Annotated in this window: 9 protein-coding genes and 1 pseudogene; 4 read left to right on the top strand and 6 right to left on the bottom strand. The window is 55.4% G+C overall.

Annotated elements, in window-relative coordinates; all coding sequences use genetic code 11:
• Window positions 1–76: 76 nt before the first annotated feature.
• Together HKD28_RS13445 and HKD28_RS13440 are read left to right on the top strand one after the other, a co-directional pair.
• Window positions 77–1,285, top strand: a complete 1,209-nt coding sequence (locus tag HKD28_RS13445) for an MFS transporter (RefSeq protein WP_194268750.1) — start codon at window positions 77–79, stop codon at window positions 1,283–1,285.
• A gap of 228 nt (window positions 1,286–1,513) precedes the next feature.
• On the top strand, window positions 1,514–2,770 hold the full coding sequence (locus tag HKD28_RS13440) for a cation:proton antiporter (RefSeq protein ID WP_194268817.1): 1,257 nt from the start codon (window positions 1,514–1,516) through the stop codon (window positions 2,768–2,770).
• A gap of 89 nt (window positions 2,771–2,859) precedes the next feature.
• Here HKD28_RS13440 and HKD28_RS13435 read toward each other — a convergent pair whose 3' ends face one another.
• The 5 genes from HKD28_RS13435 to HKD28_RS13415 all read right to left on the bottom strand — a co-directional run bounded on the left by HKD28_RS13435 (window position 2,860) and on the right by HKD28_RS13415 (window position 11,460).
• Window positions 2,860–5,259 (bottom strand): TonB-dependent siderophore receptor, encoded by a 2,400-nt coding sequence (locus HKD28_RS13435; protein WP_328750603.1) that lies wholly within the window; start codon window positions 5,257–5,259, stop codon window positions 2,860–2,862.
• 379 nt (window positions 5,260–5,638) lie between these two features.
• Window positions 5,639–7,120, bottom strand: coding sequence for a xylulokinase (xylB, locus tag HKD28_RS13430; RefSeq protein WP_194268749.1), 1,482 nt, complete (start codon window positions 7,118–7,120; stop codon window positions 5,639–5,641).
• Between the two features lie 51 nt (window positions 7,121–7,171).
• Window positions 7,172–8,695: an efflux transporter outer membrane subunit gene (locus HKD28_RS13425; RefSeq protein WP_407925774.1), complete on the bottom strand. Its 1,524-nt coding sequence runs from the start codon at window positions 8,693–8,695 to the stop codon at window positions 7,172–7,174.
• An 8-nt stretch (window positions 8,696–8,703) separates the two neighbouring features.
• Window positions 8,704–9,780, bottom strand: coding sequence for an HlyD family secretion protein (locus tag HKD28_RS13420; protein ID WP_194268747.1), 1,077 nt, complete (start codon window positions 9,778–9,780; stop codon window positions 8,704–8,706).
• A 15-nt stretch (window positions 9,781–9,795) separates the two neighbouring features.
• Window positions 9,796–11,460 (bottom strand): MFS transporter, encoded by a 1,665-nt coding sequence (locus tag HKD28_RS13415; protein ID WP_194268746.1) that lies wholly within the window; start codon window positions 11,458–11,460, stop codon window positions 9,796–9,798.
• Window positions 11,461–11,630: 170 nt separating this feature from the next.
• Between HKD28_RS13415 and HKD28_RS13410 the strand changes: the two genes are divergently transcribed.
• Together HKD28_RS13410 and HKD28_RS13405 are read left to right on the top strand one after the other, a co-directional pair.
• Window positions 11,631–12,587 (top strand): LysR family transcriptional regulator, encoded by a 957-nt coding sequence (locus tag HKD28_RS13410; protein ID WP_194268745.1) that lies wholly within the window; start codon window positions 11,631–11,633, stop codon window positions 12,585–12,587.
• Between the two features lie 436 nt (window positions 12,588–13,023).
• Window positions 13,024–14,187 (top strand): sensor domain-containing phosphodiesterase, encoded by a 1,164-nt coding sequence (locus HKD28_RS13405; RefSeq protein ID WP_194268744.1) that lies wholly within the window; start codon window positions 13,024–13,026, stop codon window positions 14,185–14,187.
• Window positions 14,188–14,244: 57 nt separating this feature from the next.
• Here HKD28_RS13405 and HKD28_RS15785 read toward each other — a convergent pair.
• A pseudogene (locus tag HKD28_RS15785) lies at window positions 14,245–14,487 on the bottom strand (IS3 family transposase); the annotation flags it as partial.
• Between the last annotated feature and the right edge of the window lie 204 nt (window positions 14,488–14,691).

Raw genomic sequence — 14,691 nt, 5'->3', positions numbered from 1 at the left:
TTAAGTGATCCAGAAATAATTGCCAAGATTTTGCACCTCTCATATATAGATCGAACGATCCATATATGAGAGCCATATGACCCTCGATACGACAGCTTCCCGCAAGGAGCTCAATGGCGGACTGCCCGTAGCCGGTTTGCTCGCACTGGCGATGACTGGCTTTATCTGCATCATGACCGAAACTCTCCCGGCGGGCCTGTTGCCTCAGATTGGAGCCGACCTGCATATTTCCCCGGCGCTGGCAGGACAGATGGTGACGGCCTACGCTTTGGGTTCCCTGAGCGCTGCGATCCCGCTGACACTTGCTACCCAGCGATGGCGGCGGAGACGGGTTCTTCTGCTGGCGATCATTGGTTTTGTGGTCTTTAATTCCGTCACGGCATTTTCAAGGCATTATGGAGTGACCCTTGTTGCCCGCTATGGCGCGGGTGCAGCGGCAGGACTCGCCTGGGCCCTGCTGGCGGGTTATGCGCGCAAGATGGTGACTCGCTCTCAGCAGGGGCGCGCTCTAGCCATTGCCATGGTGGGTACACCGATCGCACTTTCTCTGGGTGTTCCGGCTGGAACATGGCTGGGCGCTGCTGTGGGCTGGAGACTGGCCTTCGCGATCATGTCAGGATCAACTCTGCTGCTGATCCTCTGGGTTCTGACGAGCGTTCCTGATTTTCCGGGGCTTGCGCACCACGAACGTCAGCCGTTCGGGCATGTTCTGCGAACTCCGGGCGTACGGTCTGTGCTGGGCGTTGTGATAACCTGGATGCTCGCGCATAATGTGCTCTACACCTATATCGTGCCGTTCATCACACCTGCCGGGTTGGCGCCCAACGCAGATGGTATTCTTCTGCTGTTTGGTATTGCTGCGTTGGCTGGCATCTGGCTGACCAGTCGCACGGTCGATCACGCCCTGCGGCTTTCCGTTCTGGTCAGTCTGGCAATATTCGCTGCTGTTGCGGTTATTTTTGCAGTCGGATCATCGTCGCCACTAGTGATCATAATGGGGGTCGCGATATGGGGCCTGACATTCGGCGGTGCTGCAACGTTACTTCAGACAGCACTGGCAGATGCGGCCGGTGAGGGGGCGGACGTCGCATTGTCGATGAATGTCGTCGCCTGGAATAGCGCCATCGCGGGAGGTGGAATTCTGGGCGGTGTGTTGCTTGAGACCTGGGGAGTTGTATCGTTCCCTTGGGCTGTAATGGGGCTTGCGGTTGCTGGGTTCCTGATCGCCTGGCAAGCCCGGTTCCACGGATTTCCACCTGGCCACCGCCTCGGGCATGGGGGCTAAGAATGCGATTTGGACAGGTGTGCCGTTTCAGTAGGAAGATAAGGTATTTATGCCAACGACGGTTCGCGGCATTTTATCTAAGCCTGCATTGTGGCCAGCGTGAAAGCGTTATCACCCGTCTGCTGCCCTGCTCTCCCTGATTGTCAAAAATAGCCATGACCGGTTTCGCAAAGCAGACCCTTCCGGTTTTTCTTGACGCAGGAAGCGGGAGAAGCCAGCGATGAGGATATGGACACCACCAGCCTCCTCGCCCTGCTGCTGACTCTCTCGGCAGCGTTCAGTATTCTCAATCATCACACGCTTCGTTTTCCTGTGACGATTGGCGTGCTGGTCTTTTCATTGCTGGCGTCTCTGCTGATCATGATCCTGAATCCGTTGATTCCGGCTTATGACCTTCAGGCTCTTCCACGATCCGTGTTGGGTGCCATCAATCTGCCGACGGCTCTTCTGAATGGCGCATTGTCTCTCCTTCTGTTTGCCGGGGCCATGCAGGTAAATGTCGGGCATCTCCGCGCAAAGCTTGCCTCCGTGGCTGCCCTCTCTGTTCTCGGCACCGTTCTGGCGGTTGCCTTTCTGGCGATCGCGGCGTGGTGTGTCTTCCCTCTGTTGGGTCATGCCATTCCTTTCACGTGGTGTATCGTCCTTGGGGCCATTCTCGCGCCAACCGACCCGGTTTCGGTTGTCGGCATGCTGAAACGTCTCGGATTGCCGGGGCCGATTCAGGCCGTTTTCGCAGGGGAGAGCCTGTTCAATGACGGCGTAGGCGTGGTGATTTTTGGCGTCACGATCGGACTAGCGACCGGGAACAGTCAAGGCGTGACTGCCTCCGAGATCGCTCTGAGTTTTTGCCGCGAGGCGATTGGTGGCGGCCTGCTGGGCGCGCTGACCGGATGGGTTGCACTCCGTGTGCTTAAAGGACAGCGCGACCCGCACATTGACCTGTTGACGTCATTGGCTCTGGCGACTGGAACCTTCAGTATCGCTAACCAGCTTGGCATGTCGGGGGCGATTGCCGTCGTGGTGGCGGGGCTGTGCTTTGGAACAAGCTATAGCCATTCCGTTTTCGATGAGGCATCCCGAAAGGAACTCGACGTCGCATGGACACTTATTGACGAGGTTCTGAACGTCCTTCTGTTCATGCTCATCGGCTTCGAAATTCTCGAAATTACGCCGAATGTCTTTGCGATACTGGCGACACTTGCCATAATCCCGCTGTCCATTGCCGTACGGGCTTTGAGTGTGCTGCTTTCAACGCTTCCGGTTTACCTCAGGCAATGGGAGCGGAGCCGTGTTCTTGGGATCCTGACCTGGGGCGGTCTGCGTGGCGGCATTTCGGTTTCGCTGGCGCTTGGGCTCCCGCCCGGAAACTTGCGCGATCTGCTGCTGCCAGTCTGTTACGGGGTCGTCGTATTTACCATTATCGTGCAGGGACTGACCATGGAACGGGTTGCCCGCAGGTTTTACCCGTCCTCTGATCTGGAGTGAGAAGGTAGGCTGGGCCTTCTCTCCTTGAAGGCCAGTCCCATCAGCAAAAATGTAGATTTGCGGTTTTACAAACAGATCCTGTTCTATTTTTAATAATGACCGCGGATTGTGAAACTGAAGGTTCTGGGCTCTCCGAAGATCATCCCGTCATAAAATCCGGCCTGTCTGACATAGGTCTTGTCCGTCAGATTGGTGATGTTGCCAGCAACGTCGATCCACTTGGCCAAACGGTAGCGCGCCATAAGATTGATGAGCGTGTAACCACCCACACGCAGGTTGGAACTGTCATATTTCCCGTTGCCGAGCGGACGGCCAGGATTGGTGGTCCATTCTGTGCTCGTCTGGCTGGAAATGCCGCCGCCTATGGTCAGACGATGCAGCACACCAGGAAATGTATAGCTTGTGGTCAGACGCACGAGATGATGTGGGTCCTGCCGATAGCTCAGACCTTTTTCGTAAAGATAGCTATAGCCGAAGAAAACATTCCAGCCCGGCAGAAGCTCGCCTGAAGCGTCAAGATCAATGCCTTCGGTTTTGACGCCATTGACGGATCGGTAAATGGACTCACCCGTCGTTGTGTTGGTGGCACCTGTTGCTTCCGCCACATTGCTCTGTCTGTTTAGATAAAAGGCAAGAGAGGTATTCAGGCGTTGTTTGAAGAAGGACCCCTTCAAACCCGTTTCATAACTTTTCCCCATCACAGGGCTGAGAGGCTGATTGTTGGCATCTCTCAGATTGGATTGGGGAGTGAAGATATTGGTGTAACTGCCATAAACGGACATCGTCTTTGTAAAATCATACACCATGCCTGCATAAGGCGTCAGAACGGCATTCTGGCGTCCTGTTCCTGTCGCGCCCGAATACTGGTTCTGCACATTATATGTACCACTATAAGCTTCGTAGGTACTTACCCGACCACCAAGGATCAGCGAAAGACCTTTGGCAAGAATGAAGCGACCTGACGTATAGGCCCCGTAATTGCGCGTCACATCGACTTCGCGTGCTTTTGTTCGATGCGTCATAAAATCCGGATATGAACCATCCCAAGTCTGCCAGTTGGCAATGGGCAGTCCTGCCGCACGATACTGACAGCCCGAATAGGGCGTAATACCTGCAATGCTGCAATTCCCGAGCGCTTTGCTGAATGTGTATTGTGTCAGCTCGTCATTGTACCCGTTGAAACCGAAAACGATCTGATGCTCGTGTCCAAGAAAATGGATCGGGCCCGAGATATGAACATCCGCATTATCACGCGCATCGGCATATTCTGCGTGAAGCGCGTTGAGGTAACCACCTGTGCCATCCTGATTCCAGAAACCGGCATAGCCTCCGACATTTTTGGCGGCATTGTTGATTTTGGCAACGCCCAGATTGCTGTAGGAACTGCCCTGCGTCCGCATATAGCCGACCTTGAGGTGCCAGCCTGCTGAAAAATCATGATCGTAATTGATGAAAGCCGTATACTGGTCGCGGGTAGCCTGGCTCCAGTCCGCTGCCGGGTTGGTGCTGCGGGGCAGGTGCGTACGTGTACCGTCAGCATACCAAATCGGAACGTTGGTTCCCCATGAGGCGCCGTCATTACGGGTTCGTTCATACTGGAAACCAAAACTCAGTGTATCCCGCACGGAGAGGTCCGCAGCGAAATTGGCAAGCGCGCCCAAACGATTGACGTGCTCCCGGACGCGGAATGTATCCGTGTCATCCCATGTGAAGACATATCGGCTGCGGATCGTGCCGGAATGATTCAGCGGAGTGTTAATATCCGCCATGACACGATGCTCATTCCAGTTTCCCAGTCGAAGCAGGCCATTGGCTGAGAATTCTTTGGTTGGCGTTTTGCGCTGCAGATAAATGGTTGCGGACGGATCACCTGTCCCGCCCAGAAGACCGTTGGCGCCACGGACGATCTGGACATTCTCATACAGGTCCATGTTCATGGAGGACCCAACACCACCGAAGCTTGTAGTGGCATCAATCTGCATGCCATCGATCTTGTAGTTGGTGATGTTGAAACCACGCGCACGATAAGTCGTACGACCGGCATTATCGTTGGCGTAGGATGTGACACCAGGTGTGGTGTTCAGGACGTCATCCAGACTGTTGATCTGCTGATCGTCCATGACCTGTCGTGTCATGACCGTTACGGTCTGGGGCGTTTCGCGAAGACTGAGAGGAAGTCCCGTGGATGCGCTGGTGGAAGGGGCGGTATAGCTTCCACGATCCCATCTCTGGGAACGGACGATGATATTTTCAGCTGTGGGAGCAGTTTTGTCACGCGACGCCGGTGGCCCCGCATCCTGATCTTTTCCTGAATGCGTCTTCAATGACGCTTTTTTCTTTTTGGAATCGACACGTTTTTCGGGTTTTTCGAGAGCAGCGGGTTTCTCTTGCATGTCTTCGGCCTGTACCGCGGCAGGAGCCACGGTAGCCAGGAATGTGGAGGCCAGAAGGCTGGTTATGGCGTAACGCGTTACAGGGCGCAGATTCACGTCAGCAGGTCCCAATCGGAAATTCACATGATAATAATTATCATTTGCACATCGATAGCAGCGTGATTTTGAAATGAAAAGAAACGAATTTATTACAAATTATACCAAAATATATCTTTTCAAATCGGGACGGAACCAAGCGCCTGCGACCAACAGGTCGTCAGTCCCTGGCGCCGAGACAGGCGATTTTTTGATTACGAGAGGTATCTTTGCACAGTATGCAGGTGTTTCTTGAGCGCGTTTGGAATTGGTTCGAGGTCGCAGGAACCAAAATCTGGTCCCTACGATTTCTACTCGTTCAGAAACATTGGTAATCAGGCGGTTTTTCTAACTGCCTTCGTCGTTATTCTTGGTCACTAGACAAGAAGACAACGATTCTTCATGCATTCTCTTTTTTCGCGAGCACTGTTTTCACGGCCGCAAGGCCCGGATAGAGCGTGCGATAGCCCGCATAGGCAGCCTCATACGCATGACGCAGCGCTTCATTGGGGGTAATCGTCTCCGCGCGCTCAGGCGACAGACATACGGTTTCCACGTCCTCGCCTGTGACTGCCAGACGTGCCAGTCGCGCGGCTCCAAATGCTCCGCCTGTTTCGCCATTGGCCAAACGATGCAGCGGAATTCCCAGCACTGAGGCCAAGATCGCTACCCACAGTGCACTGCGCGACCCGCCACCGATGACCGCCGCCTCCTTAACTTCAGATCCGGACGCCCTTAACCCCTCCAATGCATCGCGAAACGAAAATGCAACTCCTTCAAGCACAGCCTGAGTCATCTGCGCGCGTGTCGTATCCTGTGAAAGGAGAGCAAAGCCACCCCGTACCGCTCCGTCATTGTGCGGTGTGCGTTCACCTGAAAGATAAGGTGCAAACAGCACAGGAGAGGGGGCCTCGGGCGACTCAGGCAATTCAGCCAGAAGCTCTGCTTCTTTCATTCCCGTCACGCGCGACCACCATGCCAGTGATGCCGCAGCCGAGAGCGTCACGCCCATCTGGTGCCATACACCCGGCACCGCATGACAGAATGTATGAATGGCGTCCCGGGCACCGCCGCGATAGGAATCTGTCGTCACCCAGACTACTCCGGAAGTGCCAAGCGAAAGAAAGGCGTCCCCCGGCTTTGTCGCACCCAACCCGACTGCACCGGCTGCATTGTCTCCCGCACTTCCCGCAAAGACTGGCGCTTTGCGCATGCCCCAACGCTGCACGAGATCGGGTTTGAGAACGCCAGCGGCCTCGCTTCCCTCTCTTAACTCCGGCATGTGGGAGAGTGAAAGCCCTGTTGCAGACAGCGCTTCCTCCGACCAGCGGCGCTGTCCGACATCAAGCCATAAAGTGCCCGATGCGTCGGACATGTCTTCGATCGCCTCGCCCGTCATGGCAAAGCGAAGCCATGCTTTGGGTAGAAGCACGAGACGCGTCTTCGCGAAAATGTCCTTTTCATGTTCTGCGACCCAGATCAGCTTCGGCGCAGTGAAGCCCGGCATGGCGATGTTGCCGGTCACCGCGCGGCTCTCAGGGAAACGACGCTCAAATATTGCGCACTCGGCCTCGGCCCGCGTATCGTTCCACAATATGCAGGGACGAAGCACCTTACCGTCGCCATCGAGCAGGACCGCGCCATGCTGCTGCCCCGAGAGCCCGATGCCCGTGACCTGCGAGACTTCGGATGGATAGGCTTTTGCCAGCGCGTCGATGGCTGCGAGCGTGGCCGCGAGCCAGTCATCCGGGTTTTGCTCGCTCCATCCTTCATGGGGACGCGAGACCTTCAGTGCCACCGTTTCCGAAGCCAGCACATGCTGCGCTCCGTCCACCAGAACCACCTTGACTCCTGACGTTCCCAGATCAATCCCGATATACATCCCACGTCACCTGCCATTTCAATGGGTTGTAAGTCTGGACCTGTTCGCGCGTCATGGCGCGCCACGTTTATGTGAAGGGTCTCCATTCTCCCAGCCTCCTCCAAGAGAGCGGTACAGATGGGCGACGGAGATCGAGACATTTGCGCTTGATTCAGCCAGAGCGCTCCGGCTGGCCAGAAGGGCATTCTGCGTGGTCAGGACATTGAGGAAGTCTCCTGCTCCCTGACTATACTGAAGCTGCGCGATATGGACGGCGGTCTCATCTTCCGAGACAGTTTCTTCCAGTCGGTTTCGACGCTCCTGCGCGGCACTCAGATCCGCCATGGAATCATCGACGTCTTCCCATGCTTTCAGAAGCGTACGCTGCAACGCAATCGCCGCTTCCTTCTGCTGGGCGCGGCGCAGATGAAGCTGTCCCGTCAAACGGCCCCCTTCGAACAGAGGAAGGGTCATGGTCGGACCGAACCCGTACTGACGCGACGCCCATGAACCCAATCCGCTGAACTGCAACGCCTGAATATCCAGACTGCCAGACAGTGTTACGCGCGGGAAAAAATCTGCCACGGCAACACCGATACTCGCTGTCGCGGCATGGAGATGGTCTTCTGCCGCCTGTACATCAGGACGGCGCTCGGCCAGTTCGGAGGGCAAACCGACCGGAATGTCAGCAGGGACGGACGGGATAGCTTGAACAGACCCGAGCGTGTTTTTCAAAGCGCCCGGTTGCTGTGCCGTCAGGAAGCTCAGGGCATTCACGAGGTGCACTTCCTGACTTTTCAGCACAGGAAGGCGCGCCTCAAAACCATGCATCTGACCGCGGGAATAAGCGACATCGAGCTTCGTTGCCGTGCCCTGTGCAAAGCGGAGCTCCGTGAGTTTCACACTGTGCGCTGCAATGGCGATGCTCTGCTGCGTGATGCCGATCTGTGTCTGGATATTGCGCAGGCTCAGATAATCCTGCGCGGTTTCCGCCATGAGGGAGATCAGCACGTCGCGACGCAATTCGTCCGTCTCATGCATAGCCGCGGTAGCTGCCTCAACCTGACGGCGCACATGCCCCCAGAAATCGACCTCCCATGACGCACTCAGTCCGTATTGTGGCAGATTGAAAGACGGGTTGCCCTTCGCGCCATCCATAGCCGCCGGTCCAAAACCCTGCTGGCCGCTGGCAATTTCGCCGGGCCCGGCCTGTTGCATGGTTCCCAGAAGGCCGAGAATACCGTTCGTGCTGGCGCGTTCACGGGCATAGGACGCAGCACCTTCCATATGCGGCATCTGCGCCGCACTGGCGATCCGGCGTTCTGCCTGACTTTCCGTGAAATGCAGGGCGGCTTCACGCAGATCGAGATTGTTACGCGCCACATCTTCTTCCAGCGCCGTCAGCGTGGGGTCATGATAGATCCGCCACCATTGTGCATCGACAATGGATGTTTCCTGCGGATGGCTGGCAGCGGGGGCTAGACTCTGATGCCAGTGCGCGGGTGCCTGCGGGTCAGGCCGATGATAGTCTGGTCCGACCGTACAGGCAGACAGCGCGGTGAGCCCCAGAAGAAAGCAGCGTGAGAGGGTGGACATGGAAGCTCTCATTTCCAGAGATACCGTGCGTCATGGGAATGGGTGCCCTCAGGCGTCGAAGACGTGTCGATCCGTGCTTCGACCGACATGCCGACACGAACCTTCTCCGCCAGAGGCTGGCCGGGATCGAAGGTCAGCTTGACCGGGACGCGCTGGACCACTTTCGTGAAGTTTCCGGTCGCGTTATCAGGCTGGATAGCAGCGAAAGCCACACCTGTGGCTGGGGCCAGACTGTCCACATGCGCTTTAAGGGGATGGCCGGGGAAGGTATCAACCCAGACCGTCGCACTCTGCCCGGTCTGGACGTTCGTCAGCTGGGTTTCCTGAAAATTCGCCAGCACATAGGCCTTGCGGACCGGCACGACCGCCAGCAGCCCCGTGCCCGGATGGACATAGGCACCGACACGCACGCCGCGCTCTCCCACCACGCCGTCCACCGGCGCGGGAATGGTGCAGTAGGACAGGTTCAGTTCGGCCTGATGCTCGGCACTTTTCGCCTTCAGCAACGCACCCTGAGCCTTTTCAAGCTGCGCTTTCAGCACCGCGATCTGTTGTTCAGCCGTACTGGTTCCGGCCTTGTCGCGGGCAAGGGCTGCAACCGCTTCAAGCTGTCGGGCTTCCGCGCCCTGCTGCTGTTCGATCGTACTGGCCCCACCTGCGGACAGATTGCGATACCGGGCCGCATTCTGCCGTGCAAAAACCAGCGCCGCCTCGTCGGACTGCACGGTATATTTCGCCGCATTGACGATAGAACCCTGACGGTCCAGCAGGGCCTGAAGATTGTTTACATCGCCCTGAGCCGCAGCCGTATCGCCACGCGCGGCATCCAAAGCCGCGCGGTAATCGTCGTCCTCGATATGGGCAAGTTCTTCCCCGGCATGGACGTATTCATTGTCCTCGGCCAGCACGCGGTCGATGCGGCCCGAGACTTTCGGCGCTACGGTCGTGAAATCGGCCGTGACATAGGCATCGTTGGTCTCCTGACGGATACCGTCGCCCACGAAGAAACGATCTGCCGTCCAGGCGAGGCCGGTCAGCAGTATGACCGCACATCCGGCCAGAAGAAGAGGTTTTCCGTAAATCATATCAAGGCAGGTCCGTCAGTGCGCGGTGGCGGGAAGGGAGGAAGGAGCGGGTTCGCGGGCAGCAGCAGGCATGGCCGGAGCAGGCCCTTTGCCAGGCGGATAGACCCGTTTCGGCAGCACGGCGGTCAGCGCGACGTAAACAATGCACAGGCACATCACGACGAAGTAAATGTCCACCAGTGCCAGCGTGATCGACTGCTCGTGCAGATAGGTATGGAAGATCTGAAGCGTATTGCGCGCCACATGAGCGCCGTCAGGCGAGCTGTTGCTGATCGCCGCATGGATCGGATCGCCCATGCCCGACAGGGACGTGGCGTTATTGCCCGCCCGGTCCAGCAGCATCGTGGAATGATACTGTTCCCGACGGCGGAGCAGGATTTCAAAAATGGCGGCAGCAAACGCATTGGCCATGCCCTTGAGCATGTTGACCATGCCCGAGATGAACGGTCCGTCCGCTGGCCCCAGAGACATGGTGGCTAGCATCAGCACCGGGATCACGACCATTGGCTGACCGAGGATCTGAAGCGCCTGCAGGAGATAGAAATTGTCCCGTACCCAGTCCGGCGTCAGCCAGGTTCCGAGGAACGCTGCCAGCGCCAGACACGACATGCCGAACGCCAGCACATATCGGCAGTCCACCCGCGCGGAATTGCAGAGCGCAGCCGTCAGCGGCAGCATGATGAGTTGGGGCAGGGCAACTGTCAGCGCGACCGGAGCCGCCTGAATGGGCCGGTATCCCCGCATGGCTTCCAGATATGTCATCGGGACTTCCATCATCAGCCCGCAGATGATGAGCACACCCACAAGGGTCAGCAGAGACATCGTGATATTGCGGTTCTTCCAGTACTGAAGCCGGAAGAACGGGCTGTGATGGTGCCATTCATGGAACAGAAACCCCACGAATAGCGCACCGCCCCAGAATGTCAGATGGGAGATGATCGGCGAGCGGAACCAGTCCAGCCGGTCCCCCTGATAGAGCACTGTCACCACACACAGGATGGATGGCACACCAATGAAGAAGCCACGCCAGTTGAAGTTCCGGAACCGTTCGAGATGCACCGGATCGCGCGGCAGTCCGTAGGCCATCATGGCAATGGCGATGATGCTAAAGGGAATGACCTCCCAGTACAGCCAGCGCCAGCCCATATGCTCGAACCACATTGCCTCAAGCGGCCCACCGAGATTGGGCCCGAAGGTGGCGCTCATCGCATAGCCGCCAATGCCGAACACCTTTATGGGCGGCGGCAGGTATTTCAACATGACCGTCATCAGAACGGGCGGCAGACAGCCCGCACTCAGCCCCTGCGCTGCGCGAAGGAAACACAGCGAGATCATGTCCGGCATGAAGGGCAGGGGGATCGACAGCATTGCGAGCACAGCCGTCATGAAGATCGAAAACCGGTAGATCGAGAATGTCATGTAGAACCAGGGCGTGAACGCCATGGCCGCGATGTTGAACGCCTCGTAGATCGAGGTGAACCACGTCCCCTCATCATGCCCGATATGCATCGCGCCCCGGATATCTGCGAGGCCGATTTCCGTGATGTGTTCGTTGAATCCGGCGACATGCACGGCCAGCAGCATCCCGAGACAGCCGACAATGGTCCGCGTGCCGAAAGGTGGAATGTAAGACGGCTGCGCGGGCGGCGCACCCGCCAAGGGCGAGGCTGCTGGTTGCATTATGGGGTCTCTTTCGTTGCCCCTCAGCCATTATCCAGAGCGGACAGGCCCGAAAACCCACGTTTGCAGCAGGTGACGTTTCCATTTTTCGGAAGGGTTATCAAAAACCCTTCCATTTCAGGCTAAAAACACGAAAATATACTGGAAAGCCTTAGGAAACGAAGAGAGCGATGGCCAAACGAACTGACAGTCACAGACGCTATGATCTCGACCTGCTGCGCTATCTTCAGGTTCTTGTGGAGGAAGAAAGCGTCTCGCAGGCAGCGCGCCGGCTGAAGGTGAGCGATGCCGCCATGAGCCGCCATCTCGCAACGCTACGCACCGTATTTGGAGATCCTATTCTAGTTCTTTCCGGGCGCCGGATGATGGCCACAGCCTTCGCCAGCCGCATTCGTGACCGGGTCCAGAACATCGTGCGCGAGGCCGATGCACTGGTGAATGACAGCGAAACGCTCAATCTGCGCCATCTCTCGCCGCGCTTTACGATCCGCGCCAATGACCTTGTCGTCAGTGCGTTCGGGCATGTCATTCTGATGGCTCTCAAGCAGGAATGCCCAAATTGCAGCGTCGTGTTCGCTCCCGAAACGGAGGAGCCCGCCAGTGAGGCTCTGCGCAACAGCCAGATTGATCTTTATGTTGGTGCTACGGACGATCTGCGCCCTGAAATCATGCGTCAGACCCTTTTCCTGACGTCGTTTCGTGCCATGGTGCGCGAAGGGCACCCCATTTTCGCGCAAGGCATTACACCACAAACGCTGGTGGAATATGATCACATCAGCGTATCGCGAAAAGGTCGCCTTTACGGCCCGATAGATACTGTTCTTCAAGAACATTACGGCCTGACCCGACCCATCGCCATGGTCGTGCCGACTTACCATTCCATGATCGAGACCATGCGGGAGACGGACATGATCCTTCCGTTGCCCGATATCGTGATCGACCGTCTTCCACTTTCGCAGATCCAGCTTGAGGCTTTCGACTTCCCGTTCGATCTTCCTCCCGTCACGTCTTTTCAGGCTTGGCATCCGCGCGTAGACTCAGATGGCGTTCATCGCTGGCTGCGCGACACGGTTCTCCAAGTCATCCGGCGCGAACTCGTCCGTCTCAGGCGACCGACGAGGCAGTGAATCATGCATAAAGCAGTGAGGTTCACGTGCTATGTCAAGGTAATGTCGGATGCTTATCGCGCTGAGATTGTTGAATAACTCGGGGCGAGCGACTAAGCTATCACTTGCCAATTCCCATAGGCACGAAAGATGCGGTGAAGAGTGCCCGGATTTTTCCGGTATTCAGCTACTAAAGCGGGTCATATGCACCAAATTTGCACATTGTGACACGGTGAACGCTCGTTTAGGAAGCGGGAAACTCAGGCCGGGATCAACGGGATTGAAGCGGACATTGTCACTTTCATGACTGTTTTCTCTACCCGTTATCCCACAGCCAGAAAATGATTCAGATCTTGCGCCAGACCAATAGGTCTTTTGTTACCGTGACCCAGAAAGTACAAGACGTTAACGATATCGGAACGTTTTATACCGTATTAACCCTGAAAAGGGATAGACAATGAACCGGCATTTCAAAATTGGTGAAACGACGATTTCCGTGTTGCCTTATTTCCAACCAATTGTATCAATGAAATCTGATAAAATCATTGGTTATGAAGTTTTGAGTAGATTTTTTGATTGTGGAAAACTGCTCGATACCAAGAAAAGTATCGAGCAGTTCGAAAATAAAAAACTCCTTGATGGACTCCTTATTTTTCTTTTGGAATATACTTTCCGTCACCGAATTAAATTCAATCCAAACCTGTTTTTCTCGTTTAATCTTTCACCATCGCAGATATCGGACGCCTGTATTCTTGATGACATCCTGTCCCTCATCAGCCTCTATGAGTTCCCGCACGAGCGCATCAAAATCGAAATTACTGAAAGCGTGATTATTTCTGATCTCGCGCTTTGTACTGAATTTATGACAAAACTGAATACAACCGGAATTTCCTTCGTCATGGACGATTTCGGCACCGGCTATTCAAGTCTCACGATCCTGAGTTCTTTGCCATTTTCAGGTGTAAAAATTGACCAGAAATTCGTGCATTCCTGTGTCAGTCGTAAGGAGGATAGAAAAATAATATCTGCGATTGTTGGTCTGGCAAACAGCCTCGATATTGACGTGATCGCAGAAGGAATAGAGACGGTCGAGCAGGCAGATCTGCTACGGAAAATCGGGTGTACGAAAGGGCAGGGGTATCTGTTCAGTCCTCCTCGGCCATTAAAAATAATTGAAAACCCGAATTCCAATCCGGCGGTACATACGGAAAAAGAATATCAAAGATTATCTATTGAAGAGAGGGCATTTCAAATCTCATCTCTCTATAACTCGAAAGAAGTTTCGATTTGTTTTATAGATCGAGACTATATCATCCGGGATGCCAGTATGACATTCTGTCGTCGAATTGGTTTTGACAAAAAAGAGGTTATTGGTGCCGATATCCATGTGCTTCTGCCTGATACGCGTACGATGCTTGAATGGTTGAAATCTTTTAGAGAACGCGGTCTACCTTATCCTCCCTACAGATTTACGCGGGAGAGTGGTGACATCGACCTTGTTATGCTGACCCAGGTCAGGGACGAATCAGAGGAAATTCTAGGTTATTCAATTATTTCACTCGAAATCTTTAGCAAGACAGTTAGTGGGATAATGGCGCAGAAACGGGTGAATGTCTGGTAACCTGCGTATTCTTGGACTTGTGACGGTTTTGTGCCGGTATGTGATCTTGTTAGGCGGCTTTAGCCTCGAAACGAGTGGGCTGATGCTGCCGAGATATGAATAGCGTCGTCGCGGGTTATAGAAGCCGTTGACGTACTGGAAGATGGCGTCAGTTGCCTGCCGCCAGAGCATTTCGGCCTTCAGGCTCTTGAAGAAGGTCTCCACAGCTGCATTGTCGAAGCAGTTTCCCTTGTCGGACATGGATGGAATCATCCTGTATTCCGTCTGTTTCTTCTGGAAATCATGTGAGCAATATTGGCTGCAACACCAAGGGAATGACGGCTGGCGCTTGTGACTTTGTGACGACGGATGTGCACTGATCGGACCCCATTGAGTTTCATCAGAGGTCCTAGTTGTTTAGTCCCGGGATTTGATGGGGTATTATTTTCACGAGAGTGGAAGGAAGCCTTATGGGCCAGATACGTCATGGGAGCGCCACGACCACGCACGCCGTGCGAGCGGCAA

This window comes from Gluconobacter cadivus, assembly GCF_015244745.1.
Taxonomy (GTDB): Bacteria; Pseudomonadota; Alphaproteobacteria; order Acetobacterales; family Acetobacteraceae; genus Gluconobacter; species Gluconobacter cadivus.
This window is presented reverse-complemented; position numbering and strand designations above follow the sequence as displayed.